This window comes from Roseimaritima sediminicola (assembly GCF_009618275.1).
Lineage (GTDB): Bacteria > Planctomycetota > Planctomycetia > Pirellulales > Pirellulaceae > Roseimaritima > Roseimaritima sediminicola.
Genome location: NZ_WIAD01000022.1, coordinates 38361 through 63486 on the forward strand (window position 1 = coordinate 38361; position 25126 = coordinate 63486).

19 protein-coding genes are annotated in these 25126 nt (G+C 62.8%); 15 read left to right on the forward strand and 4 right to left on the reverse strand.

Going from position 1 to position 25126, the window contains the following annotated elements:
- Positions 1–48: 48 nt before the first annotated feature.
- The 10 genes from GE027_RS12200 (at position 49) to GE027_RS12245 (ending at position 12864) form a co-directional block, all read left to right on the forward strand.
- Entirely contained in the window at positions 49–2142 is a 2094-nt protein-coding gene (locus tag GE027_RS12200) for a prenyltransferase/squalene oxidase repeat-containing protein (protein ID WP_237607482.1), read from the forward strand.
- An 11-nt stretch (positions 2143–2153) separates the two neighbouring features.
- On the forward strand, positions 2154–4004 hold the full coding sequence (locus tag GE027_RS12205; protein WP_390621588.1) for a polyprenyl synthetase family protein: 1851 nt from the start codon (positions 2154–2156) through the stop codon (positions 4002–4004).
- A gap of 153 nt (positions 4005–4157) precedes the next feature.
- Positions 4158–4703: a hypothetical protein gene (locus tag GE027_RS12210; protein WP_153557480.1), complete on the forward strand. Its 546-nt coding sequence runs from the start codon at positions 4158–4160 to the stop codon at positions 4701–4703.
- Between the two features lie 341 nt (positions 4704–5044).
- A complete protein-coding gene (locus GE027_RS12215) occupies positions 5045–5473 on the forward strand; it encodes a hypothetical protein (RefSeq protein ID WP_153557481.1) in 429 nt (142 codons plus the stop codon).
- 85 nt (positions 5474–5558) lie between these two features.
- Positions 5559–5951 (forward strand): hypothetical protein, encoded by a 393-nt coding sequence (locus GE027_RS12220; RefSeq protein WP_153557482.1) that lies wholly within the window; start codon positions 5559–5561, stop codon positions 5949–5951.
- A gap of 139 nt (positions 5952–6090) precedes the next feature.
- Positions 6091–6540: a hypothetical protein gene (locus GE027_RS12225; protein WP_153557483.1), complete on the forward strand. Its 450-nt coding sequence runs from the start codon at positions 6091–6093 to the stop codon at positions 6538–6540.
- Between the two features lie 501 nt (positions 6541–7041).
- The gene (locus GE027_RS12230; protein ID WP_237607483.1) at positions 7042–7500 is read left to right on the forward strand and encodes a hypothetical protein; all 459 of its coding nucleotides are present in this window, start codon (positions 7042–7044) and stop codon (positions 7498–7500) included.
- Between the two features lie 431 nt (positions 7501–7931).
- Positions 7932–8978, forward strand: a complete 1047-nt coding sequence (locus GE027_RS12235) for a KpsF/GutQ family sugar-phosphate isomerase (protein ID WP_153557485.1) — start codon at positions 7932–7934, stop codon at positions 8976–8978.
- A gap of 48 nt (positions 8979–9026) precedes the next feature.
- The gene (locus GE027_RS12240) at positions 9027–9569 is read left to right on the forward strand and encodes a KdsC family phosphatase (protein ID WP_153557486.1); all 543 of its coding nucleotides are present in this window, start codon (positions 9027–9029) and stop codon (positions 9567–9569) included.
- A 13-nt stretch (positions 9570–9582) separates the two neighbouring features.
- Positions 9583–12864, forward strand: coding sequence for a hypothetical protein (locus GE027_RS12245; protein WP_153557487.1), 3282 nt, complete (start codon positions 9583–9585; stop codon positions 12862–12864).
- On the opposite strand, the gene GE027_RS12250 is transcribed toward GE027_RS12245, so the two are convergent.
- On the reverse strand, positions 12749–13372 hold the full coding sequence (locus GE027_RS12250; RefSeq protein WP_153557488.1) for a hypothetical protein: 624 nt from the start codon (positions 13370–13372) through the stop codon (positions 12749–12751). The genes GE027_RS12245 and GE027_RS12250 overlap by 116 nt on opposite strands.
- Positions 13373–13699: 327 nt before the next feature.
- On the opposite strand from GE027_RS12250, the gene GE027_RS12255 reads away from it, so the two are divergent.
- Both GE027_RS12255 and groL read left to right on the forward strand, forming a co-directional pair.
- Positions 13700–14017, forward strand: coding sequence for a co-chaperone GroES (locus GE027_RS12255; RefSeq protein WP_153557489.1), 318 nt, complete (start codon positions 13700–13702; stop codon positions 14015–14017).
- Positions 14018–14107: 90 nt separating this feature from the next.
- On the forward strand, positions 14108–15727 hold the full coding sequence (gene groL, locus GE027_RS12260) for a chaperonin GroEL (protein WP_153557490.1): 1620 nt from the start codon (positions 14108–14110) through the stop codon (positions 15725–15727).
- Positions 15728–15792: 65 nt separating this feature from the next.
- Here the strand turns inward: groL and GE027_RS12265 are convergent, their stop codons facing one another.
- Both GE027_RS12265 and GE027_RS12270 read right to left on the reverse strand, forming a co-directional pair.
- Complete coding sequence (locus GE027_RS12265) at positions 15793–16962, reverse strand: AGE family epimerase/isomerase (protein ID WP_153557491.1); 1170 nt, start codon at positions 16960–16962, stop codon at positions 15793–15795.
- A 130-nt stretch (positions 16963–17092) separates the two neighbouring features.
- Entirely contained in the window at positions 17093–19909 is a 2817-nt protein-coding gene (locus GE027_RS12270; RefSeq protein WP_153557492.1) for a C45 family autoproteolytic acyltransferase/hydolase, read from the reverse strand.
- 227 nt (positions 19910–20136) lie between these two features.
- Here GE027_RS12270 and GE027_RS12275 point away from each other — a divergent pair, with 227 nt between their 5' ends.
- The 3 genes from GE027_RS12275 to GE027_RS12285 are packed head-to-tail and all read left to right on the forward strand — an operon-like array spanning position 20137 to position 23465.
- The gene (locus GE027_RS12275) at positions 20137–21537 is read left to right on the forward strand and encodes a sulfatase family protein (RefSeq protein ID WP_153557493.1); all 1401 of its coding nucleotides are present in this window, start codon (positions 20137–20139) and stop codon (positions 21535–21537) included.
- 2 nt (positions 21538–21539) lie between these two features.
- Positions 21540–22784 carry a zinc metalloprotease gene (locus GE027_RS12280; RefSeq protein ID WP_237607484.1) on the forward strand — a complete coding sequence of 415 codons (1245 nt, stop codon included), beginning with the start codon at positions 21540–21542 and terminating at the stop codon, positions 22782–22784.
- 60 nt (positions 22785–22844) lie between these two features.
- On the forward strand, positions 22845–23465 hold the full coding sequence (locus tag GE027_RS12285) for a DedA family protein (protein ID WP_153557494.1): 621 nt from the start codon (positions 22845–22847) through the stop codon (positions 23463–23465).
- A gap of 464 nt (positions 23466–23929) precedes the next feature.
- Here GE027_RS12285 and GE027_RS12290 read toward each other — a convergent pair whose 3' ends face one another.
- Complete coding sequence (locus tag GE027_RS12290; protein WP_153557495.1) at positions 23930–25075, reverse strand: baeRF3 domain-containing protein; 1146 nt, start codon at positions 25073–25075, stop codon at positions 23930–23932.
- Positions 25076–25126 lie beyond the last annotated feature (51 nt).

Below are 25126 nucleotides of genomic sequence, written 5' to 3' on the forward strand. Positions count from 1 at the left end.
CGCTCCCACCCCGCCCTACCCCTCCCCACCTTCGCCTTCGAGCCCTCTGTGAACGAGAATCCCGTTTCTGATCCTCCGAGTGTATCCGTACCGGCTCGAGGCGATGCGGACGCGCCCCTCGAAGCGGCTCTGCGGCAGTGGCGCGAGCATCTGCTCGAGCGACGTGATCCGGCCGGACACTGGGTGGGAGCCCTTTCGCCATCGGCGCTGTCGACCGCCACGGCCGTCAGCGCTTTGGTCACGGTCCTGCGAAGCGGTGCTACGGCTCCGGGCGAAACCGCAGCCCTCCGCGGCTTGGTCTCGGGCGGGCTGAAGTACCTGGCCGCCAACCAGCGGCCCGATGGCGGCTTTGGCGATACCGATCGCAGCCATTCGAACATCGCCACCAGCTACCTGGCGCTGGCCGCCTGGCATCTGGCTACCGAGGTGCTCGCGGAAGGCGCGAGCGGCACGGAAGCCGGACCGCGCAATCCAGCCTCAGAAAACCCGCCGGACCCGGCGTTGGCTCGCCGCGTCGAGGCCTACATCGCCCGGGCGGGCGGGCTGGACGGACTGCGGCGCCGCTACGGCAAGGACAAAACGTTCGTCGTCCCGATCATGACCAACTGTGCGATCGCCGGGATCGTTCCCTGGCGCGACGTACCGCGCTTGCCTTTCGAGGCGGCCGTGTTTCCGCAGGCCATGTATCGGTTCCTGCGGATGCCGGTGGTCAGCTACGCGATTCCCGCTTTGGTGGCGATCGGCCAAACCCGTCATTTTCACGGACCGCGAACTTGGCTTCCGGTACGGCTGGTGCGAGCGGCCGCCGTCGAGCCGACGATGAAGGTGCTCGGGCGGATGCAGCCCGACAGCGGCGGTTATCTGGAAGCCACTCCGCTGACCTCGTTCGTCCTGATGAGCCTCGCGGCGACCGGCCGTGGCGATCACGACGTGGCCCGCAACTGCGTTCGCTTTCTGGTCGACAGCGTGCTGCCCGACGGTAGTTGGCCGATCGATACGAACCTGGCCACCTGGGTGACTTCGCTGGCGATGCACGCCCTGGACCACGCCGACACGGTGCTGGAAGAAGACAGTTCGCAGTGGTGCAGCGAGAGCTTGATCGCGTGGCACCGAAATTGTCAGCATCGCGAGCGCCACCCCTTCACCGGGACCGATCCCGGCGGCTGGGGCTGGAGCGATTTAAGCGGGGCGGTGCCCGACGGAGATGACACGCCGGCGGCGCTGTTGGCGCTGGCCGCCGCGCGGCAGCGGCCCGCCGGCCAGCTGCAGCGGGCATCGCTGGGCAAAGCCTTTACCGACGCTCGCCGCTGGTTGCTCGGGCTGCAGAACCGCGATGGAGGCTGGCCCACGTTCTGTCGCGGCTGGGGCAAGCTGCCCTTTGACCGCAGCAGTGTGGATCTGACGGCTCATGCGATCCGGGCCCTGACCGCCACGGCCGGCGACGAGTTGGATCCGGCGGCCGAGCGAGCGATCCGCCGCGGCTACCGGTTTCTCGCCGCCGAGCAAACGAGCGAGGGAGCTTGGATGCCGCTGTGGTTTGGCAATCAGGACGAAGCTCAGGAGGACAATCCGTGGTACGGCACCGCCCGGGTCCTGCTGGCCCTGGCCGAAGCGCCGCCCGGTGAGGGTACGGAGGCCTGGACGCGGCGGATCGCCGCCGCGTGCCGGTACCTGCTGGAGCATCGCAACGCCGACGGCGGCTGGGGGGGCGGGCCGTCCCTGACCGACTGGTTGCGGCGGCAGAATCTGGCGGATCGAGACGAGGATGACCTGGTGATCCGCAGCAGTATCGAGGAAACGGCCGTGGTTACCGAGGCGTTGGCCGCCGTACTGCTGGCGGCTCAGCGAAACTTGTGGGATTTGGGGCGGTTCTCCGCGGCGACGCCCACGGAGCGAGGTGAGGCAGATAAAATGGAGGCGGCCTTGCGAGCGGCAGTGCTCCGCGGCGCGGGGTTTTTGCAGCAGGTCATTCGGTCGGGCCGGCACCACGAGCCCTGGCCGATCGGTTTTTACTTTGCCAAACTCTGGTATCACGAATCCCTGTACCCCGCCGTTTTTGCGACTGCCGCCCTGTCGCGGGTTCTAAAGCTGTTACGCTGTAACGCCGCCACGTCGATACTGCCCGCCCATCCATTGAATTGAGGACCTTTGACTTGTCGACCGCGCCGATTCCCGCTACCGATGCCGGTTCCCCGTCGCCTGCCGCCACGGCCGAGACGCCGCGCCGCAGCGCCCGCCGTAAGACCAGTCATCTGAAGGAAGTGCCGCAGTCCCGAGAGCTACGCGACAGCCTCCGCCGCCGCTGCGAAGAGGTCGCCGCACGGCTCGATAAATCGGTGCCGCTGACCAAGGACCAGATGGAACAGGTGGCCCGGCGAACGCTCGAAGAAGCCGGCTTGCCCGAAGGCTACGTGGGCTGGGCCATGGTCATGCTCAGCACCGCCTTCTGGAAGGACTCGGTCGCCGCGACCGACCCCTCGCGGCGGCTGTTCCTGTTGCCCCACTGCTTGAAGCACGCCGAAGGTTGTCCCGCCGAATACGACCAATTCGGCATGGACTGTAAACGCTGTGGCGCCTGCTCGATCGCCGACTTTCGCAGCGAAGCCGAAGCGCGTGGGTACCGCGTGCTGGTCGCCGAAGGCTCGCCCGTCGTGATGAAGATCATCGTTTCGGGCTATGTCGACGCGATCGTCGGCGTGGCTTGCCTGAACGTGCTGGAAAAAGCGATCGACAAAATCCTCCTGGCCGGCATCCCCTGCATGGCCGTGCCGCTGCTCAGCAGCGACTGCCGCAACACCAGCGTCGACGAGGACTGGGTGGCGGAAATGATCCGCACCGAGTACCGCCCGGCCAAGCGGCGCACGCGAACCTACGTGCATCTGATGCGGGCCGCGGCGGACCTGTTCCAGCCCGAGTCGCTGCAGCGGATCATTCCGCCGCTGCGCTGCGAGTCGATTCCCGAATTGCCCGCCGGCGACGATCCGCTGGCCGGTGTCGACCCGATCGCGGCCACCGAAGTCATCGCCTACGACTTTCTGGCTCGCGGCGGAAAACATTCCCGGCCTTTCATCACACTGGCCGCTTACGACGCCCTCACCGGCGACCGCTGCACCGGTGAAGGGGGCGAGGAGCACACGGCGGAGATCTCCGACTCGGTGCGCCGGGCCGCGATGTCGATCGAAACGTTTCATAAAGCCAGTTTGGTTCACGACGACATCGAAGACGACGATGCCTATCGCTACGGCCAACCCGCCCTGCACCACCGCTACGGGTTGCCCACGGCGATCAACGTCGGCGACTATCTGATCGGGATGGGGTACCGGTTGGTCAGCCGCGAAGCCGGCACGTTGGGTTCCGAAACCACCGCCGACATTCTGGACAACCTGGCCGCGGCCCACATGCGGCTGGCCGAGGGGCAAGGAGCGGAATTGATTTGGCGGGACGCTCGCGACAAACGCCTCAAGCCCATCGATGCCTTGAAGGTGTACGCCCTGAAGACCTCGCCGGCGTTCGAAGCGGCGTTGTACAGCGGCATCCGTTTGGCGGGCGACGCGAGCGGTTATGTCGAAGCGATCCGCAACTTCAGCCGTAACCTGGGCGTGGCCTTTCAGATCTTAAACGACCTCGGGGACTGGAGCGGCGACAGCGACAACAAACTGATGGCGGCCGGTGACGTGCTGGGCGGTCGTCCGACGGTGCTTTGGGCGCTGGCCCTGGCGGGACTGGACGAAGACGGCCAGAACGAATTGCTGGGGACCGTAGCCGAAGACAGTCCGTTGTCCGATGCCCAGCAAGTGGCCACGGTGCGGCGGTTGTACGAGCGTTCGGGCGCCTTCGATGCGGCTCGGCGCCTGGTCGACAAACACCAGCAGCGTGCCGAAGCGGTGGCCGACGAAATCGACAACGAACCGCTCCGCCGGCTGCTGTACTTCCTGGTCGACACCGTGCTCGAGCGGCCCAGCGAAGCGGCCCCGCCGGTGGTCCCGCTGGCCTTGCCCAGCTGAGCATCTCCCTTTCGCCGGTAGGTTCGGCCCCGCCTTCTTCACCCTCCCTCCGGGAGGGTCGGGCTCTCAGGCCCGGGGAGGGCTACTTGCCGTAAACAACGCCAACCCGCCTCCCATCAAACCCACCCCATCCCGGACCTCAGAGCACGACGCGTGAATCCGCTGATCGAACTGGAAGAGTTATGTGGGTTGTTCCCCGAAGCGGACGGCCAACCCTTGTACGCGTCGGCCGAACACGTGGCTCGCGAATCCACGCCACCGCCCTACCATGCGATGTTGGTCCACGAGCATCACATGACGGTGACGATGGAGCGGTACCACGACTGCGCGGTGGATGTCGACGTGATCGCCTCGCGCTCTGTCGACGACCTCTATGCCCGTAAGATCGTGTTGCGAAAGCATGGCCGCGAGCAAGCGGTTCAGTTCGGCATCGTGCGTTTTAATTTTCAGTACGTCACGCAGCGCGTACGCGAGCAGATCGAAGCCGGTCAGATTCCACTGGGCCGGGTGTTGATCCAGCACAACGTACTGCGCCACATCGACCTCGGAGCGATCGTGCGTTTCGAAGCCGGTCCGGGGTTAGCGCGTTATCTGCAGATGAACGAAGGCGAAGAGACCTACGGCCGGATGGCCACCATCTTTTGCAACGGAGCCCCGGCGGTGGATCTGCTGGAGATCTCGGCTCCGCTCAGCAGGTAAGCGGCTTCATCGAGTCGCTGGTCAGGAAAGGTGCTTCGGGCCACACAGTTAAAAACTAGCAAAACCACCCCACCCGAATGGGCTAATCGAGTTATTGCACGGCTGAGCCGGTAAAAACTCCCTATAATGCCCTACTGACCCGCTAATAATTCATTGTTACCCCCAAACAGACAAGCTATACGTTGAACGATGCGTGCAAACATTGCGGTGTTTCCTACGCTGACCTCCAGCACGCCGGACTAAATGGCCTTCACCGATGCCGCGCTTGCGACTCGGAGTCCTGTGACAAATGCGTTATTCACGAATACGTCAGTTCGCAAGTCGCATTTCTACATTGCCCTATGTGTGGTTCAGATCGTCTGGATGAACTTGATTCACGCGACCGTTTTACGATCTTCACAAGTTTTGCCGACTTGATCACCAAATCCGACGCTGTTGCGATGTTGTACGTTCCATGGTCAGCGTACGCACGACGAAACGAACCGATCACAATTGCAGCGTTGGAAAAACTCGATACCTGTCGCCCACATTTTGCGCTGCTTGACGAAGAAGACTCCGGCGTTCGGACCGCTGTCGCCGATTGGTTTCCCGAGATTACGAACGCTGACGTGCCGCTCGGAAAGGGATCCCTGATTTGGATTGCGAATGGAAATCCGGTAGTCTATCGCCATGGTGGTCCGTACTTGGCATTGCTTGATGTCCTGGAGACGTCACGGCAAGTATGGGGTAACAACGCGATGCACGACGAGTCGCCGAGTCGTGATTATTGAAGTGGATGATTACTCACGGCGCCCGCGTGATCGCCACCGTTACCCGAGATCGCAACCCGTTCGACGCACACGCGAGTTTTGATTCATGCCGTTTTGGAAACGCAAACCGAAGGAACCCGGCCCTCCCGCAACGGGACCCGATTTCTCGAATGTTGACTCACTTGAGAAGGCGATCGCTCTGGTCGACGAGGGAACGCTTGAGCCGCTTTACTTGATGCCCCTTGAATTCGGTGGTCCCGAACATCCACAGAACACCGTATACGTTCCGGTCGGTGTTGTTGATATCAAACGCAGTACCGACTTGAATATCATTGCCCCGCTAATCAAATCCGGTGACGTCAAGGATTACTCTGCTGTGCCGGAATATCGTGGGCGTAGCTTCGTCCCAATGAGCATTCAGATCGAGGCGACCGATCCCAAGCAATTCAAAACAGAGATTGCTATTTGGGGCGAATCACTTGATCAAAAGGGTGATTGATCGGATAGATCGGGTAACAATCGGATGCACGACGAGTCGGCGAGTCGTGGTTTTTGAAGTGGAAGATCTCGCGCGCCGACCGCGTGATCCGTTTCGTTCTGTCGCTAAACCGCGACGCTACCGCCGCTAAGGGGTTGCCATGACTGCCTCGCCCAGTCCTGAAGACCTAAGCAAGTGTCATGCTCACTGGCGACGCGTCTACAACCGCCTGTGGCTCGCTGTTGTTGCTGTCCTGGCGGTCGGCGGCGCGATCGTTTGGGCTTTCACCCGAAACATCGACCACCTCTATTCGGCCCTGTTCCTCGCGGTCTTTCCGTTCGTGGGCCAGCTCTACAACCACTTTTATTTGTTCAATCCACGACACGATCCCCTCAAGACGCAACAGCGATTAGAGGATCTCGCTGAAAAACAACAGAAGAATGTCCGAACCGTGTCGCTAGTGAATGGCTCGATTCTATTGATTGCTTCGCCAATTTTTATCGTCATCGGTGTTGCGGCAGGCGCTGAATACGGTGTTGTGGGGGCTGTGGTTGGTGGTATTATTGGATCGGTCTGGCTCGTTAGCGGGCTCCTCGGCATCGGAAAGTGAAGGGTCGGGGGCAGTGGAGGGTCGTTGCTGTGCTAGCAGCTAGCTGTTGGGCGGAGCAGTGACTGTCCCCGCTCCGGGTTTCGACCCACACGATGGGCTTGGCTGGGCTGGACAACCGCATTGATCCCCGTCGCGATCCTGGTGCACTACTTCGTGTTTTGGCCTTTGCTTCGAATCCCGATCGAAATCTAGCGTTACGTGAACCCGCTGGGTATATGCTGCTTGTAGAGGACATTGTGTACGGGCTGGGGGCGAGCGGGCTCAGGTGCAACAGAATAACTTAATGCATCTGTTTTCCGGCCGCGCACTGTATCGGGTCGCGGCAACGGTGGTGGTGCTGCTGTGCAATCCCCCTCACCCCCGCCCCCTCTCCCCCGAAGCCTGACTCGCTGGGGCTCGCCAGGCTTCGGGGGAGAGGGGAGAAAGGTTTTTTGTTCCTACATGGACTTCAAAAAGCTTGGTTGTAGGATTTTGACGAAACGCATCATTAAAATCGTTGTTTTGCTTGTCGTCTCTTGGGTGGTGATGGCGTTCACGCATGAAGCGGGGCACCTCCTCGGCGGGATGGTTTGCGGAGCGACGCTGACGGATTTTGACCTGGCGCCCTGGCGGATGCCGTACAGTCTGCACGCTCCCGATCCACACCCGTTGGTCACGCTGTGGGCGGGGCCGCTGTTCGGCGTGGCAGCACCGCTGTTGGTTGCGGCGATCCTTCGCAAAAGCTGGGGGTGGTTCGTTGCCGATTTCTGTCTGCTCGCCAACGGTGGCTACCTGGCACTCGCCTGGGTGTCGGGCGATCCGTTCCTCGACACCCCGCGTTTGCTCGATGCCGGAGCCCATCCGGCCACGATCGTGTTGTACTGTGTCGCGACCATCGGCACCGGTTACGTTCGGTTTCGCTCCGACTGTAGGCAGGTGCTGTCCCCCTCACCCCCCGGCCCCCTCTCCCCCGAAGCCTGACTCGCTGGGGCTCGCCAGGCTTCGGGGGAGAGGGGGAGAAACGACCAACGGAGAAACGATCAGGGGAAGAAACCGCTAAGCACGTCGGCATGAATCTTTCGGTGAAACCCCGCGACAACACCCTCCCGCGCAGCGGGAGGGTCGGGCTCTTAGGCCCGGGGAGGGCCCTGCGAAAACCCTCTCCGGGCCTGAGAGCCCGACTCTCCCAAAGGGAGAGTGATGCCGAATTAAAGGTTGCGACGTGCTTAGTGGTTGGTCCAGGTTTCCTTCTAGGGGTAGCTGATCTCGCCAGAGATTGGACGGAAGCGGCGAGCAGATCCAAAGTCTGGCGACTTCAGCTACGCTCAGATCTGTGTTGTTTCCCGTGGGCGTTCGGCGTTACACTTCCGTTCGAACCCTCGTTCCCTTTCCGCACCGAAGGCGCGTCACGGATGACTCAGCCCCTTGCCCAGAATGCCGCCCCTGCCGGCTCGCTGCAGACGCCGCTGGAGCGTTTGCGCTTTGTCCGCGAGATCGTGGCTCGCGAAGCCGACGTGCTGCGACAAGTCGCTGCTAGCATGACGCTCGACGCCGTCGAGGCGGCGCAGCGCACGGCCGAAACACCGGGCAGCGTTATCTTGACCGGAATCGGCAAAGCGGGGTTGATCGGCCGAAAACTGGTCGCAACGCTTGCTAGCACAGGTACTCCGGCTCAGTTCCTGCACCCTTCCGAGGCGATTCATGGGGATTTGGGCGTGGTCCGCAGCGGCGACCTGGTCTGGGTGCTTTCCAACAGCGGCCGCAGCGACGAAGTCTTGCAGATTTTGCCCGCTCTGCGGCAACAAGCCCAAGCTTTGGTGGCCCTGACGGCCGATAAAGACAATCCGGTGGCGGCCGCGGCCGATTGCGTGGTCACCCTGGGCAAACACGACGAAGCCTGTCCGCTGGGACTGGCCCCGAGCAGCAGCACCGCGGCGATGCTGGCCGTGGGTGATGCGATCGCTTTGCTGGCTAGCCAGCTGCGCGGGTTTTCCCAGCACGATTTCGCTCGCTTCCACCCCGGTGGCAGTTTGGGCAAAAAACTAACGCGGGTCGAACAATTGATGCGGCCCTTGCCGCAGTGCCGGGTCGCCCGGCAAACGGCGACCGTGCGGGAAACCATTTCCGCGGCGGCCGACCGGACGCGGCGGACCGGCGCGGTGATGTTGGTCGACGAGAACGGCTGTTTAACAGGATTGTTTACCGATAGCGACTTGGCACGTTTGTTGGCCGCCCGCAGCGATGACCGCCTGGACGATGCGATCGACACGGTCATGACGCGCGGCGTGCGCACGGTGCAGGTGGGCGATCGTCTGGGCGACGCGATCGCGGTGCTGGCTGGACGCAAGATCAGTGAATTGCCGGTCGTCGACGCCCAGGGCCGCCCGGTGGGATTGTTGGATATTACCGACGTGGTTTCATTGTCCGAGCCTTCGCGAGCGGCGATCCCGCTGCGATAACGACGACCCGAAACCCGAGCGAATTGGACTTTTCACGAGCACCCCTTGATGACGCACCCCGCACTGGCCAGCGACGCTTCGTTGGCCGCCAAGATCAAACTGATCCTTTCCGACGTCGATGGCGTTTTGACCAACGGTCAAATCATCTACGACAACAGCGGTGTGGAAACCAAAGCCTTTCACGTTCGCGACGGGCTGGGCATCAAGCTGTGGCAGCGGGCGGGCCATCAGTTCGGGATCCTGACCTCGCGCAACAGCCAGATCGTGCGAATGCGAGCGGCCGAGCTGGGGATCGAAACGGTCCGCCAGGGGATCGAAAGCAAATGGCCGGCGGCCGCAGAGATGATCGAGGCCCTGGGGCTGACTCCCGAACAGACCTGTTACATCGGCGACGACCTGCCCGACCTGTCGGTACTCCGCCGCGTCGCCCTGCCGATCGCCGTTGCCGATGCCGCGGCAGATGTCCGCGCGGCGGCCACCTGGATCACCAAGGCGGCCGGTGGCGAAGGCGCGGTGCGTGAAGTGATCGAGCGATTGCTGCGGGCACAGGATGTGTGGGAGGAAGTGGCGTCGGTGAAAGTCAACTCGTAAGCGAACTGCGCCGATGGCTGCCAGGCTGCTGAACTACACGATCGCGTTCGCCGTGTTGGCCGTGGGAGCCCTGCTCTATCACGTCACGGTGGTGCGTTGGCTCAAACCACCCGACGTGGTCCTGGCCGAGATCGTGCATGTCCGTCAAGCCGCCGAGCCGTCGCCGCTGGACCAGATGTTTCCCGAAGGCTCCTGGCAGCGCAGCGCCGGCAAACGCCTGATCATCAAAGATCAGGGCTATGTGCTGTTCAGCGAACGCAAGCAGATCACGCCCAGCCAGTGGCGGGTGTGGCCGGTCACCGTGGTGATGCAGCGACACGGCCAACCCTCGATCGTGATGGACGCGCCGGAGGGTGCCGAGGTGACGTTCGCCGAAGCCCTGGACGTGGTGGGCAGCGAAGCTCCGCCGATCAAAGGCGGCCAATTAATCGGCAAGGTCTCGATCCGCAGCACGGCCGCTCGGGCCGGTGAGTCGCTGCCGATGCGGGACCAGCTGGAAATCCAAGCTTCCGACGTCGGGATCGACAGCCGCCGCATCTGGACCAACGAAGCCATTCACCTACGGTGGGGACAAAGCGTCCTGGACGGCCGCAACCTGACGATCCGCTTGGCCGGCGGGGGAGCGATTCCGACCAGCGGCGGCCAGTCCCCGTTGTCGGTCCTGGACAGCATGGAGCTGGTCTATCTGGAACGTTTGCAATTGCCCGTGCCCGGACGCGGCCGCATTCACGGCGGCGCCGGACCGGCGGGTACGAAAGCTGCCGGTGCAACTCCCCCCGATGTCTCCGGCGACACGGCCGATGTCTCCGGCGACACGGCCGATGTCTCCGGCGACACGGCCGATGTCTCCGGCGACACGGCCGATGTCTCCGGCGACACGGCCGAAGTTCCTGACGGCACGGCCGAAGTTCCCGACGGCACGGCCACGTTGACCTGCAAGGGCCGCGTCACCTTTGACTTCGCCACCGACCTGCTGCAGCTGCGCGATTCGGTGCGGCTGGTGCATCAGCCCCACGAGGGGCCTGAGGACACGATTCGGTGCGATCGGGTGACCTTGGAATTTAACAACCCGTTGGCGTCGGACCTGGCGCGTGAGTCGGTCGACGATTGGCTGCAGGAAATCGAAGCGGTGGGCCGGCCGGTGTTGATCAAACTGCCCTCGGTCGAGGCCGAAGCCGTGGCCGAATCGATCCGCTACGACGCCGAAGCCGGGACGCTGCATGTGCAGGGCAGTGCCGGAGTGCGGCTGGCGTACCGCGGTGTGAATTTTCAAACCTCCGACTTCGTCTACCAGTTTCACGCCGACGATCCGGAGCGAATCGGAGCTCTGGATTGTGCCGGCAGCGGCTTTCTGGATTTTCAAAACGACCCTTCGCTGGCCATCAAGACGTTGCGGTGGAGCAAAGGCCTGCGGTTGCAGCCGTTGGCTGACGCGGATCGATACGAGGTCTGGATCGATGGCAAAGTTACGACAACTCTGACCGACGGCGGCAAGATCCTGGCCGATACGCTGCGCGGCAGCTTTCGGCGCTTAGCTCCCGATCCCAAGAAACCGGCCCAGCACGTCCAGGAACCCCGTTCGCTGGCGACGCTGGAGCCCGAACAGGCGTCGGCGACCGGGAATGTGGTTTTTGACACGTCGTTGATGTACGCCGAAACCAATCTGTTGCAATTGTTCTTCGACGTGTTGAAACCTGGCGACCAGCCTGCCGGAGAGCCCGGGGTGGCGTTGAATCCGGCATCGGGAGCGGCCAAGCGGTTTTGGGTGCGGCAGCCCGAGCAGGCCGACACCGTGACGCCGGTCGCGCGGCCGCGTCCGACTCTGACCGCCGAATCGGTGCACGCGAATTTGACGTTGGCCGGTCGTGAAGTGGTCGGCAGCGATTTGAGTGTCGTCGGGCGGGTGCGTCTGAAACATCGCATGGCGACCGAACGGGCCGTCCTGCCGCTGACCGCCGCGGGCGAGAAACTGCGCGTGGTCAGCAAAGGCGGCCATGACATGATGCAGATCACCGGCGGCCCCGAGCCCGCTCGGTTCGACCTGGGCGACGGGTTCTTCGTCGGCCCGCTGATCCGCGTCAGTACCAGCGACAACTATGTCTGGATCAACCGGCAGGGGCACCTGCAGATCCCCACCGCACTGTTGCCCGGCGGCGGCGTCGACGGCGGAGCTCCGAGCGGCGCGTCGGTTGCCCCAAACCCGTTGGCGACCGGCCGCGGCGCCCGCGCCGAGGCGACGATGCACTGGGCTGCGCCGCCGAGCTGCCGCTGGGGCGGAGAGATGTTTTTCGACGGGCGGACGGTCGAACTGGCCGGCGGCGTGCAGCTGGACGCGGACCTGCGGATGGGCCAAGAACAAACGCCGTGGAAATTGGTGGCCACGGGCGGCCAGATGCAGATCGCCCTGGACCGGCCGGTGCAGATTCGTCAGAGCGACGCGGTGCGGGAAGCGGCCCTGGATGCGATCACGCTGCGGGGCACGCCCGAGCAGCCGGTTTTCGTGACGGCCGATCAGAGCAACGCCCAGGGAACGGTTCAGGCTCGGCACGTCTTCAGCGCTCCGCAATTGGTGGTCCAGCCGCAAAGCGGCCAGTTGCACGGCCCGGGGCCCGGATGGTATCGCCAGTGGGCCGTCGCCCAGCAGGACAGCGCGTTCTCCGGGCTGGTCCCCGAAGGCCATTTGATCGGAACGCATTTGACGTTTGCCGATCGGCTGCACGGCGATCTGGCGCGAAAAGAGTTGCGCTTTGAACAGAGCGTCCGGATCGGCGTCCGGCCGGTCCGCTCGTGGGAGGAAACGTTCGACGCCCTCGCGATGGATGCGCTGGATGTCGGCCAAGCGACGGTCGATTGCCAAACCCTGCGGTTGGCTCAAGCTCCGCAGTCGCCGGCCCCAGTGACCGCCACGGCACCGGCGGGATTCAGTGCCTTCCCGGGTGGGCAAGACCGCGATGCGCACGGCGGCGGAGCGCTGCTGGACGCCTGGGAGATCGAGGCGCTGGGCAGCGTGGCATTTCGGGTGCGAAACGAGCGCGGCTTGTTCGAAACCACCGGCAACCGAGCGTCCTACGCCACGGCCAAGGACCTATTCATCATCGAAGGCGACGGCCGCCAACCGGCGCGGTTAAAGCAGACGCATCCCAGCGGTCTGCCGGGAGCGAATATCGCGATGGGGATCATCAAGATCCGTCCGCAGGCGATGGAGGTCGACGGGCAATTGCAATCCGCTTCGCCTGGAATGCTGCCGGCCAGCATGCGAAAAAGGCAGCCGCTTGCTCGTCCGGGTCGCCCTTGATGAAGTTCACACCCATCACGAACAGAACCGACAGGATGACCAAGCCGATCAGGATGATCAGCAGGACCCACCAGGGCAAGCCAGCACTTTGCAGTTTGCGCTGCAGTTCGTCCTCGGTCAGCATGTCGCTCTGAGCTTTGCTGAGCAGGCCCTCGCCGGCCATCTCCCGTTCGGCTTCGCTCCGGTGTCCGGCGATGACTTCGCCGGTCTGGGTGTTGTAGCCGCATTCGATGCAGAGGATCGCCCCGGGTTTCATATCGCTGGTGCAGTTCGGGCAGGTCGCGCCCTGGCGTTGTTTCAGGCCGACTTCGTCGAACAGGTCCTCCATCCCGCTGTCGGCGCCGCCGAACCCACCGGCTGCCGGGGAGCCGGCCGCCGGAGCGGCGGCTGCGGGGGCGTCGGGAATTTTCAGCGGCTGTTTGCAGTTGGGACAGCGGACTTTTTTGCCGGCCAGTTCATCTTTGACCTGAAGTCGCTTTCCGCACGCACACGTGGCGGCAATGGGCATGGTGGTGTTGTCGGGGCTGAGAGAAGGGAACTCGCTATGTGTGTCAGTGTAGCCTGCAAACAGGCCGCTGCCACTGTGACAGCGTGCGAATGCTGGGACCAATCGGTTCTGCCAACCTGCCGAGCCTCTGTTCCCGCGGGCATCGGTGAAAAAGTCGCAAGTCTTTATCTGGTAGTGGTTTGTGGCGCAATCTTGGTTTTTCGGCACACGGCTTGCTTGACGATGCAACATCATCGATCGGACTGTCAGGTCCGATCCATACCGCATGCAAACCAATTTACCCCTCTGCGTAACGCATCCAAATTTTCCATCGGAGGCTAGAGACACATGGCAACCGCCACCAAAGCAAACACGAAGATCCGCTTGCAACCCATGGGCGAACGCGTTGTCGTGCAGCGAGACCAGGGCGAGGAAACCACGGCCGGCGGCATCGTGTTGCCCGACTCGGCTCAGGAAAAGCCGGCTCGCGGCACGATTGTAGCCATCGGAACCGGCAAATTGCTCGACGATGGCAGCCGCTCCACCCCGCAGGTCAAAGCTGGCGAGAAGGTGTTGTTCAGCAGCTATGCGGGCGAGACCGTCGAGATCGACGACGTGGAATACCTGCTGATGCGTGAAGACGACATCCTGGCGGTGATCGAGTAAGCCCGTCCGGCCGGGACCGACTCGACCCCCCCCTCCACCGTTTTGCTGTAAAACACTCACCTCCACCTCTACCGAAACAACAATAGAAACATGGCAAAAATCATTGCTTTTGATCAGGAAGCTCGCGAGTCGATTCGACGCGGCGTCAACCAACTGGCTCGTGCGGTCAAGGTGACCCTGGGCCCCAAGGGACGCAACGTCATTTTGCAGAAGAGCTTCGGCAGCCCGACCGTGACCAAGGACGGCGTGACGGTCGCCAAGGAAATCGATCTGGAGGACGTCTACGAGAACATGGGCGCCCGGATGGTTCGCGAGGTCGCCAGCAAGACCAGCGATGTCGCCGGTGACGGCACCACCACGGCCACCGTGTTGGCCGAAGCGATCTTCAACGAAGGCCTGAAGGCCGTCGTCGCCGGGGTGAACCCGATTCAGATGAAGAGCGGTATCGAGAAGGCCGTCAGCGACCTGACCGACAAACTGCACTCGATGGCCACCAAGGTCAAAGACAAATCGGCGATGGCCAACGTGGCTTCGATCGCCAGCAACAACGACCGCGAAATCGGTGAACTGTTGGCCGACGCCATGGAAAAGGTCGGCAAAGACGGCGTGATCACCGTCGACGAAGGCAAGAGCCTGAAGACCGAGCAGGAGTGGGTCGAAGGCATGCAGTTCGATCGCGGCTACCTGTCGCCCTACTTCGTCACCGACCCGGCTTCGATGGAAGCCGTGCTGGAAGACGCCTACGTGTTGGTCTTCGAAAAGAAGATCAGCAACATCAAAGACCTGGTGCCCCTGCTGGAGCAGGTCGTCCAGCAAGGCAAGCCGCTGTTGATCATCGCCGAAGACGTCGATGGCGAAGCCCTGGCGACGCTGGTCATCAACCGCCTGCGTGGCACCTTTACCTGTGTGGCCGTCAAGGCTCCGGGCTACGGCGATCGCCGCAAGGCCATGATGGAAGACATCGCGATCCTGACCGGTGGACAGGCCATCTTCGAAGCCCTGGGCACCAAGCTGGAAAGCGTCAGCCTGGCCGACCTGGGACGCGCCAAGAAGGTCATCGTCGACAAGGACAACACCACGATCATCGAAGGTGGCGGCAAGAAGAACGACATCAAGGCTCGGATCGATCAGATCCGCCGCGAGATCGACAACGCCACCAGCGACTACGATCGCGAGAAGCTGGAAGAGCGACTGGCCAAACTGGCCGGCGGTGTCGCCAAGGTGAACGTCGGTGCGGCCACCGAATCGGAAATGAAGGAAAAGAAGGCTCGCGTCGAAGACGCCCTGCACGCCACGCGTGCGGCCGTCGAAGAAGGCATCCTGCCCGGTGGTGGCGTGGCTCTGCTGCGTGCCAGCGGCAACGTCAAAGCCGATGACTCGCTGACCGAAGACGAACTGGTCGGTTACAACATCGTGCTCCGCGCTTGCCGTGCACCGGTCACGATGATCAGCGAAAACGCTGGTCAAGACGGTGGTGTGGTCTGTGAAAAAGTGTTGTCGATGAAGAACAACGAAGGCTACAACGCCCTGACCGACACCTACGAAGACCTGGTCAAAGCCGGCGTCATCGACCCCACCAAGGTCACCCGTACCGCTCTGGCCAACGCCGCCAGCGTCGCCACGCTGCTGCTGACCAGCGACGCTCTGGTTGCCGACGCTCCCAAGAAGGGCAAAGGCGGTGGCCACGGTGGCGACCACGACATGTACTAGGACCTCGAACGTCTAGTCGATCGATAAAAAAAGAACCTCGGCAAGCCAGGCTTGTCGAGGTTTTTTTATAACGCTTCCAGCGTCTTCCAACACTCCAGCTGCATCCGGGGAATGTGGAAGGGCCCCTTCCAGTAGTTGCCTTTGGCGGTGGAACTGAGCGTGCCGTCGCGGTGCAGGTAACCGAACCATTCGCCGTGCTGGGCGTCCGGGAAATGCGCGTGCGTCCAGTCGTGGATCTGGGTGTGCCACTCGGCGTACTTGGGGTCGCCCGTCAGCTGGTAGGCCAGCAGGCAGGCGATGATGGTTTCGTTCTGAGGCCACCAGAACTTCATGTCGTGCCAGTACTCCTGCACGGGCAACCCCTTAAGGTCGGTGAAGTACAGGATGCCGCCATGGCGGGCGTCCCAGCCGCGCTGCCACATCCAGTCCAACATCTGGCATCCGACGCGAATCAATTCCTGATCGCCGCGAAGCTTGCCTTCGTTCAGGATGAACCAGGCGCCCTCGATCGCGTGTCCGGGGTTCAGCGTCCGCCCGTCAAAATGGTCCAGCACTTCGCCGTCGCTGCCCACCGTTTCCATGACGCACTGTAGGTCAGGCTTGATGTGGTGGCGGCGAATCGATTCGATGCTGCGGTCGATCCAGTGCTCGGCGTCCTCCAAGCCGATCGCCGCTCGCAGCTGCTGGGCCGTGACGATCGTGATCATGGGCACGGCCAGGGAGCGGGTGGGACGCACGTCGGTAAACTTGGGTTCGACGTTCTGCGGGTTTTCGCTGTGGTCGACGAACCGCCGAAACGCGCGTCGCGCCTTCTCGGCGTCTTCGGGGCGCCCGGTGATGCGTGCCAACCCGGCGTAGGCGACCGCTGCAAAGCTTTCCGAAAACGCGTAGCGGCGTTTGCGCAGCGGGCGGCCATCGCGGGTCAGCAGGAACCACATCCGGCCGTCGGCCGGATCGAAGCAGTGGGCGTCCAGGAAGTCCGCGCCGTGCTGGGCCAATCGCAACCACTCGTCTCGAGCTTCGACGCGGTGGTACAGCTCGGTCAACAACCACGTAAAGCGGCCCTGTTGCCAAACGGCCTTGTCGGTATCGATCACCCGGCCTTCACGGTCCAGGGCGGTGAGGAAACCGCCGTGCTGGGAGTCGACCCCGTGAGCGGTCCAGAACGGCAAGACGTCTTCCAGCAGCCCGTCGCGATAGACGGAAATTAATTCGTTGATGCGGTTGCGGTTCATATGGTTCCCAGTGGCATCGGCTTCCAGCCTGTGAAGAGTAGCACGGCTGTCCCAGCCGTGAACCAACACACGGTCTCGGCTGGGACAGCCGAGCTACTATTTGTGGCATCGGCTTTGAGCCTGTGCCGCTTTAAGAGCCATCAGGCATCTCGATGGCCTGGACCATTTGCGCCAAGACAAAGGGAATGTAGATGGCGCCGGAGTAATGGTTGGCTCGCATCCGCACGTGATGCGGCTCGGGCAAGCCGATGCACTGGGCCAGCAGCATTGCGTTCTTGATCGGCACCACTTCATCCTGCAGGGCGGAATACAGCCAGGTGCGATTGCCGTCCATCCGGTGAGCGATGCGGGTGGGTTCGACCTGGGCGGCCAGGGCGGCGATTTCGTCGGCGGAAAGTCCGGATTGCCGGAGGGCGCGGCGATAGCCGGCCGCGTCCTTTTTGCCGTTGCGAATAATGTCCAACAGATCGCCCCCGGCCAGCATCAGAAAGACTCGGTCATAGCCGCTGTCGGCCGACCCGCCGTCCAAACCGGCGACCGTCGCGGCGACGATTCCGCCCAGGCTGGTACCCTGCAGCGAGACCGATTCGGCGTCGACAAACGGCAGGACGGCCACCGCGTCGCGAGCCCGCCGGACATCCGCCACGGCTTGCCGCATGGCCCGCACGACCTGAGTCTTATCGAGGCTCTGTCCGGTCGGGCGGCGGGCGCCGTAGTAGGGCAGATGGACCAGGAACGCGTGCACTCCGGCCGCTTGGAATCCACGGGCAAAGACGCGGCCGGCCGTCATCCGCGATCCCGTCTCGTGGACCACGACCACGGCCGGTGCCCGTCGCGGCCCGCCCGCCTCGTCGCGGGCCAGGTACCATTCCATGCTGACCCGGTCGTTGTCGGCGTCGCCGCTGGGAATCGGCGAGGGGAACGTGACCAGGGCGTCGCCGGGATGGGGCAGTGGTGGTTGACAACGGACTTCAAAGCGGCCGCCGGTCCAGCACAGGTCGTCCAAACACCGCTGGGCGTCCGGCTGGGGGTCCGGCGCCGGCGCCAGGGTGTCCCGGGCCTCGAAACGGGTTTGCGGCAGGAACGATACTTTGGCGGCATCGGTGCCGTCGGCCTTTTCGCCGATCTCGGCCAACAACTGGGTCAGATTAATTTCGGCGTATGGTTGATTGGCCGCCGGTTGGTCGTGGGTGGCGTTGGCGACATACAAAACCCCGTCCTGGGGCACGAACAGTACATTGTGCAGGTTCGATTTCATGGCCACCGGTCGAGTCATCAACCACTTGGCGACCTCGGTATCGACCTGGCCATACTTTTCCTGGACGCGCGCTCGCAACGTCTCCAGGCGGCTGCCGGCCGACAGCACGACGGCGTCGGCGATGCCTTCGCCCAGTCGCGGATGCGTCTGACCGGGCTGGATGAAGGTGACCGATTCGGGCACGGCCATCACGCCCACCGCCTGCTGGCTTTTGCCATCGGCGAACACATAGTAATACTCGCATGTCCGCGGGCTGTCTTTCCATAACTGTTGGACTTCGTCCAGGGTCGAGCATTCTTCCAAGGCGCGGCGCATCAGCGTGGCCATCGGCACGCCGTCCCACTGCCCTTCGCCCTTGCCGCCCATTTCACCCAGCGAGATGGCTTGGTCATTCATGCCGCTGACGCTGCCGATAAAGCCGGCGTAGCCGATGTTGGCGAACGCGTGCTTGCCGTCGATCGCGACGACGAACGTGGTCGCGGCGTCCTGCAGCCCGATCGTGGTCATGTAATCCAGCACGCGGCCGTGGTACAGCTTGCCATCCACGGTGGCGCGGCCGAACAGGGCAAAGCCCGAGCAGTGGAACAGTTCGGGAAAGACATTCAGGATCTCGGCGGTGTGCGGCTGCACGCCGGCCGCGGCGGCAAAGGCAACGGTCTCGCGCCGGTGATCGGCGGGAATGAAGGGCGCGAGCCGCTGGTAGGCGGCGTCGAGGTCATGGCGAAACCAGCGGCCGGTTCGAACGGTATTGACCGTGCCGAAGGTGTAAAGGACCGAATCGATGCAGCGCGTCGCTTCGCGAGCGAGCAATTCGCCGTGGGCGCGGCCGACCTGCTCGGGCGTCCCGTGCAGCAGGGCCACCCGCTGGCCATCGATCCAGCGCAGTTGCCCGTGTTCCACGATGCGCTCACGCTGCGGCGGATCGGTCAACAGCCGCGACGGTGCCAGGATCTCCAAGGCCCGCCGCGTGCCCCGGGCCAGCGTCCGTTCCAGTTCATCGCGTGGCACTTCGACGCGTTGGAACTCGGGCCAGTCGTCGGCCGCGGGGGGCGAAGTTTGCGGGTCGCTCAGGCGCAAAGACAGTCGATGTCGGCCATCGATCGAAACGTTCCAGCGGCCCTCTGCCGGGTCGCAGCGCAAAGTCGTTTGTTCGTCGGTCCGCCATGAATCCGCCCGCTCGCCGGCTCGCACCTTCAGGGCCGAGGTCAGCAGCGCAGCGATGGCGTCACTGTCGGCGTGCTCGAGCATCGAAGCGGCGAGCCAGATCTGGGATCCCGTGCTGACCAGCCGCTGGCTGAGGCCTCGCGGAGCCAGGTGGTCGACCGAGTCGACATCGCCGCTGCCGTAAAAGAAGGTGCGGTGGTGAGGCAGCGCAAGGGCGGTTGCGTGGTCGCGGCGACGGATTCGAAGACTGTAATCGTTATGGAGGATGTCCAGGTCGAAGGCAGTCGCATCGTAACGAACCACTTGGCCCCGGACCTCCTGCGACTGGTCATCCAGTTCGATTTCAGCTTCGAACGCCACAGCAAACGGTTCGCTACTGTCGGTCAAGCCTTGCCACAGCGGGGCCAGTTGGGCGGCCAGCCGCTGGGTGTCGGTCGGCGACTGTGCGACCGCCGACCAGGGTGACACCGCGAAACACAGCAGCGCCAGCATCCAAAATCCGCTGCGAAGTCTGACATTGATCATGGAGGTTGCCTCAGAATAAAAACGCGGAGACGAGGTTTTTCGGGAACGGCCGCAACCCGCTGGCAGACCTGGCGGCCCGGCCGGAGGATTATACTGCAAACGCCGCTAAGCTTCCGCCGCCGGAGCGGGAAACCGAATCCGCGGAGTGTGAAGAAAACCCCGCAGAGGGTGGTTAGAATGATTCCCACTCTCCTGCTCCTCCCTCCTTTTTGGTTCCGAGACAACCCATGTTCCGCCTGCTCTTTTCCGTGTGTTTGCTGTTCGCATCCGGCTCTGCCGTCCGGGGCGAAACCCGGCTACCGAACTTTGTCATTATCTTTGCCGACGATCAAGGCTACGGCGATCTGGGCTGCTTTGGTTCGGAAACGATTGCCACGCCGCACATCGACCGGATGGCCGCCGAAGGTCGGCGGTTGACCAACTTCATGGTCGCTTCGCCGGTGTGCACGCCTTCGCGAGCGGCCCTGTTGACCGGTTCCTATCCCAAACGTGTCGGCCTGCATCAACACGTCCTGTTTCCGCAGTCGACCAAGGGCTTGCATCCCGAGGAACACACGATCGCCGACCACTTGAAGGCGGCCGGGTACGCGACCGGTTGCTTTGGCAAATGGCATCTCGGGCATCACCCCGAAACCCTGCCGCGTCAGAACGGCTTTGATGTCTACTTCGGCATCCCCTACTCCAACGACATGAACCATCCCGACAACAAACGCAAGCCGCGGATCAGTTCGGACAATCTTTGGAAGGACCAGGAAAGTGCGGTGAAGTATTGGAACACGCCCTTGATCGAGAATGAAGAGATTGTCGAGTTGCCCGTCGATCAACGCACCATCACCCGCCGCTATACCGACCGGGCGATCGATTTTATCGAGCAGCATCAGGACCAGCCGTTCTTTGTGTATCTGCCGCACAGCATGCCGCACATCCCGTTGTACGTGCCCGAGAACGCCTACGATTCGGATCCGCAGAACGCGTACAAGTGCGTGATCGAACATATCGACGCCGAGGTCGGCCGATTGATGGACACGATTCGCGAACTGGACCTCGCCGAGGACACCATCGTCATCTACACCTCGGACAACGGTCCCTGGTTGCAGTTCAAGAACCACGGCGGATCGGCCGGACCGCTGCGAGCTGGAAAAGGGACGACCTTCGAAGGCGGGCAACGCGTGCCCTGTGTGGTCTGGGGACCGGGCCGTGTGCCGGCCGGCACCGAGTGCAGCGAGTTGGTCGCGACGATCGATCTGCTGCCTTCGATCGCGTCGCTGATCGATCGGCCGCTGCCCGAAGATCGTCAAATCGATGGGCAGGACATGTCCAGTTGCCTGGTCAGCGAAACGTGCCAGAACCCGCGAGAGGAGTACTTGTACTACACCTCGCACGGACAGATCGAAGGTATCCGCCAGGGCAAGTGGAAGTTGTTGGTCAAGTATCCCCGGCGGCGCGGCAACCGCGCGCGCGGCGAGAAAGTCGCGCCCGAAGTCCTGCTGTTTGATTTGGATCGGGACGTTGGCGAGGCGAATAATTTGGCGGACGAGCATCCGCAGTTGGTGCAGTCTTTGCAGCAACGCATGCTCCAGCGAGATGCCGAAATCGAAGCGGCCGCCCGTGCACCCTGGACCAAGTAGCCTTGTCATCATCTGTACCCTCTCAGGAAACCACCACCCAAGCGTCTCCGCCGACGACTCCCTCGTTGGTGGAGATCGGGGTCGTGATCGCCGGCACGTTGGACTCGGTCGATTCGCTGGCCACCAAGCAGGCGATGGAACTGTTGCGGTCGTTCATGGCGTTGCACTTTCCGGACTTCAAGTTCCGCATCGCCCGCGTCCGGCGGCCGGAACTGTCTTCTGAGGGACGGGTGCAACCCAGTGTGTTGTTGTTGCAGGCGGTGGAGGATCGCGACGCGAGTCACTGGGATTTTGTGTTCGTGGTTACCGCTGCGGAATTGGCCGGTCATTATTCGCCGTTTTGTTTTGCCGCCCTCAGCCGGCCGCTGGATGCGGGCGTGTTTTCGCTGTCTTTGATCGACCCGATCGTGGCCGGCGTGGAAATGGAAGACGAGCAGCGCGTGGAATTGATCGCCAAGCGGTTGAGCCGATTGATGCTGCATGCCCTGGGCCATCTAGCCGGATTGCCGGCCAGCCAACGGAGGGACGAACTGTTGTTTCATCCGGCCCATGCCGGCGACCTGGACAAGATGCGTTCGCTGGACGAAGAGTCGGTCGAAACCCAGCGGATGGCGTTTGCGGAAGTGGCGGACCAGCGTCTGGAGGAGTACACCCGGCGTCCGACCAATCGGTGGATGTTTTCGCTGCGGGCCGCCTGGATCAATCGTCGCGAGATCCTGCAGGCGATTCGGGGGGCGCGGCCTTGGCAATTTCCGCACCGTCTGAGCCGTTTGACGATCGCTTCGGTCAGTACGGTGGCCATTTTGTTGATGACCGCCGAAGCCTGGGACTTGGGGCTCTCGCAGGACGGACTGCACCTGGCGCTGCTGGTGCTCGCGGCCCTGTGGGTGACGACCGTTTATGTGATCATTCGACAGCAGTTGCTGATGCGGCGAAGTCGCCGGATTACCGAGCAATCCGTGGTGACCGCCGTGTCGGCCCTGGGCATCGTGCTGGTTGGCATGGCGGTGACCTGGACGGCGCTGTTCGGACTGGGCAGTGTGGTAAGTTGGTTATTGTTCGAACCGGAATTGATCGTCGCCTGGGCCGGAGCCTCGGAACTGAACGCGTCGCGGGTGGGCTGGGCGACGGTTTTTCGGATGAATCTGTTTACCGCTTCGATTGGGCTGCTGATTGGCGCGCTAGGTGCAAGCTTTGAATCTCAACATTACTTTCGCCACATCATTTTTGTGGACGAAGAGATCTGAGTTTCACGACGTCGTGTCCCCTGCACGACGTCTTGGCCCCCATGCAAGAGAAGGCCCGTCATGGATCAATGGATCGAAGGGATCCTGGAGCAGTTTGGACCCACCGGGGTCGCCCTGCTGATGTTGTTGGAGAACGTCTTCCCGCCCATTCCCTCGGAGGTGGTCATGCCCTGGGCCGGTTATGCGGTCAGCCAGGGGCGGATGTCGTTCTGGGCCGCGGTGCTGGCCGGCAGCATCGGTTCCTTTGCCGGGGCGTCGCTGTGGTACTGGTTGGCCCGCTGGGTCGGCCAGGAGCGACTGGGCCGCTGGGTCGAAGGGCACGGGGCATGGCTGACCATCACGCCACGCGATCTGGAACAGGTCGACAAGTGGTTCGAACGCTGGGGCGCGTGGGCGGTGTTGCTGTGTCGCTTGATCCCGGGGTTGAGAACGCTGATCAGTGTCCCGGCAGGCGTCGCGGAGATGCCGGTCGGACGATTTCACCTCTTTACGGCTTTGGGCACGATCGCCTGGACCGCCCTGTTGGCCGGTATCGGCTGGTACCTGGGCGATCAGTATGGCGATCTGGCCGGACCGCTGGGCTGGGTCAGTACGGCCGTGGTGTTAGGACTGCTGTTGTGGTGGCTCACGCGATTGGTTCGCCAGCACCGCCAACGCCCCTCGGCAGCGAAAACTTCGTAACCGAAGTCGCCAGACTTTGGCGGGGCGGGTTTGAGATTTGCTGACTTCGGCGGAATCTATGTATGAAGAGAACAGATTTCCCCCCCTCTCCCCCGCTGCGCCGCGAGCGTCAGCGAGTGAAGCAGTGGTGGGAGAGGGGCCGGGGGTGAGGGGGCTCAGGTGCAACGGAATGACTCATTGCGTACGCCTTTCCGATTCCCGCACCGCATCGAAATACGGAAGTGGTGCTGCTGCTCTGCAATCCCCCTCACCCCCGACCCCTCTCCCCCGAAGCCTGACTCGCTTAGGCTCGCCAGGCTTCGGGGGAGAGGGGAGAAATCTGTTCTCTTCAACCTTAGATTCCGCCGGAGCCAGGAGGTTTGAGATGGTCACGGGCCGATCATGAGTCGGCCCCCGACCTACAACCAAACTCTGGCGAGTTCAGCTACGGGTGTGTCCTTCTTGGACATGAGCGCTTCATTCGTTTAGTACCGGAAGATGGCGGCGACCGCGTGCGGTGGGTTCTCGCGCTGGTACTCCAGCACCGTGCCTCCCGAACGCAGGGTTTCCCGGACGGCGAGGTTGATCAGGTCCGTTTCGCCGCCGGCATCCGCTTCGGCTTTGCGCTGTTGGGCGTCAAAGCGACCGGGCTGCGCTTCGTCGGTGCCCAGCAGCAACGTATCGATGCGTCCGTCGACTGCGGCGGGCACCAGTTGCTCGAGTTCGGTGGTGGCCTGTTGGTTGGCCAGCGCGGAGCCCAGGCGTTCGCCCACATCGCTCATCGACTGGGCCGTGATCTTGCCAGCGGTTTCGACAAGTTTGGATTTAAGACTCTCGTCATCCAAACCGTCGGGACTGGCGTGCAGCACTTCTTCCACATCCACTTGTGGATTGTTACTGGCGAAGTGACCGGCCACCTCATTGGTGGCGATCAGGATCAGCGGCGCTTCGACGTCCAGCATCGCGTCGGCGACCAGTTTGCCGACCTTGTTCAGATACTGCCGGCGGTCGGCTTCGATTTTGTCTTCACCCTCACCATGCCCGTGGTAATTCACGTTGCCACCGCCGCCCCCTTGGTTGGGTGCGCCCTGGGACGAATACTGCAGTTGCTCTTCCGGATCACGAGGCGTGACCAATTCTCGCATCGTGACCGGGAACTCGCCCGAGGTCAGCTCAAAGGCATCGTGTTCGTTGCACTGGAACATCCTCGCTCGATCCCACGTCAGGGCCAGCGCCCGCGCGTCGCCTCCACCGCAACTCGCTGCGGCGATCGAACGCAGGTAGAACTGCGAACCAACGACGACTTTCTCCTCCGGTGCAAAGCTCAGTTTGAAGGCGTGTTCGCCGTTCTCGGAAACAAACAGGGCAAAACCGACCGCTTGATGCTGCCAGAACGTAAAGTCGTGCTCCAGTTTGGCCAGTTCCTGCAGCCGTCCAGTCAGGGCGTCGCTGCGATCGCCCACGCGATCGATTGCCTCGGTGATCAGGTTCTTGAAACGAATCGGGTTCTGGGTGGAATCGCGACCCGATTGGTGGGTTCGCATCAACAGCGACACAGAGATATCGGATTCGTGGCTGAGCAGATCAACCAGTTGTTGCCGGGTCGGGTTTTCGATTGTTGATAAAGGCATAGCAGGATCTTGGCGTACGGGTAATCGGATTCCTCGTCCAGCGGTTGCTGA

Bases quoted from the DNA above. Each gene is read 5' to 3' on its own strand.
- GE027_RS12215 (WP_153557481.1), top strand. From the start codon at position 5,045: ATGTGTGGTTCAGATCGTCTGGATGAACTTGATTCACGCGACCGTTTT.
- GE027_RS12220 (WP_153557482.1), top strand. From the start codon at position 5,559: ATGCCGTTTTGGAAACGCAAACCGAAGGAACCCGGCCCTCCCGCAACG.
- GE027_RS12225 (WP_153557483.1), top strand. From the start codon at position 6,091: ATGACTGCCTCGCCCAGTCCTGAAGACCTAAGCAAGTGTCATGCTCAC.
- GE027_RS12235 (WP_153557485.1), top strand. From the start codon at position 7,932: ATGACTCAGCCCCTTGCCCAGAATGCCGCCCCTGCCGGCTCGCTGCAG.
- GE027_RS12240 (WP_153557486.1), top strand. From the start codon at position 9,027: ATGACGCACCCCGCACTGGCCAGCGACGCTTCGTTGGCCGCCAAGATC.
- GE027_RS12245 (WP_153557487.1), top strand. From the start codon at position 9,583: ATGGCTGCCAGGCTGCTGAACTACACGATCGCGTTCGCCGTGTTGGCC.
- GE027_RS12250 (WP_153557488.1), bottom strand. From the start codon at position 13,372: ATGCCCATTGCCGCCACGTGTGCGTGCGGAAAGCGACTTCAGGTCAAA.
- GE027_RS12255 (WP_153557489.1), top strand. From the start codon at position 13,700: ATGGCAACCGCCACCAAAGCAAACACGAAGATCCGCTTGCAACCCATG.
- groL (WP_153557490.1), top strand. From the start codon at position 14,108: ATGGCAAAAATCATTGCTTTTGATCAGGAAGCTCGCGAGTCGATTCGA.
- GE027_RS12265 (WP_153557491.1), bottom strand. From the start codon at position 16,962: ATGAACCGCAACCGCATCAACGAATTAATTTCCGTCTATCGCGACGGG.
- GE027_RS12270 (WP_153557492.1), bottom strand. From the start codon at position 19,909: ATGATCAATGTCAGACTTCGCAGCGGATTTTGGATGCTGGCGCTGCTG.
- GE027_RS12275 (WP_153557493.1), top strand. From the start codon at position 20,137: ATGTTCCGCCTGCTCTTTTCCGTGTGTTTGCTGTTCGCATCCGGCTCT.
- GE027_RS12285 (WP_153557494.1), top strand. From the start codon at position 22,845: ATGGATCAATGGATCGAAGGGATCCTGGAGCAGTTTGGACCCACCGGG.
- GE027_RS12290 (WP_153557495.1), bottom strand. From the start codon at position 25,075: ATGCCTTTATCAACAATCGAAAACCCGACCCGGCAACAACTGGTTGAT.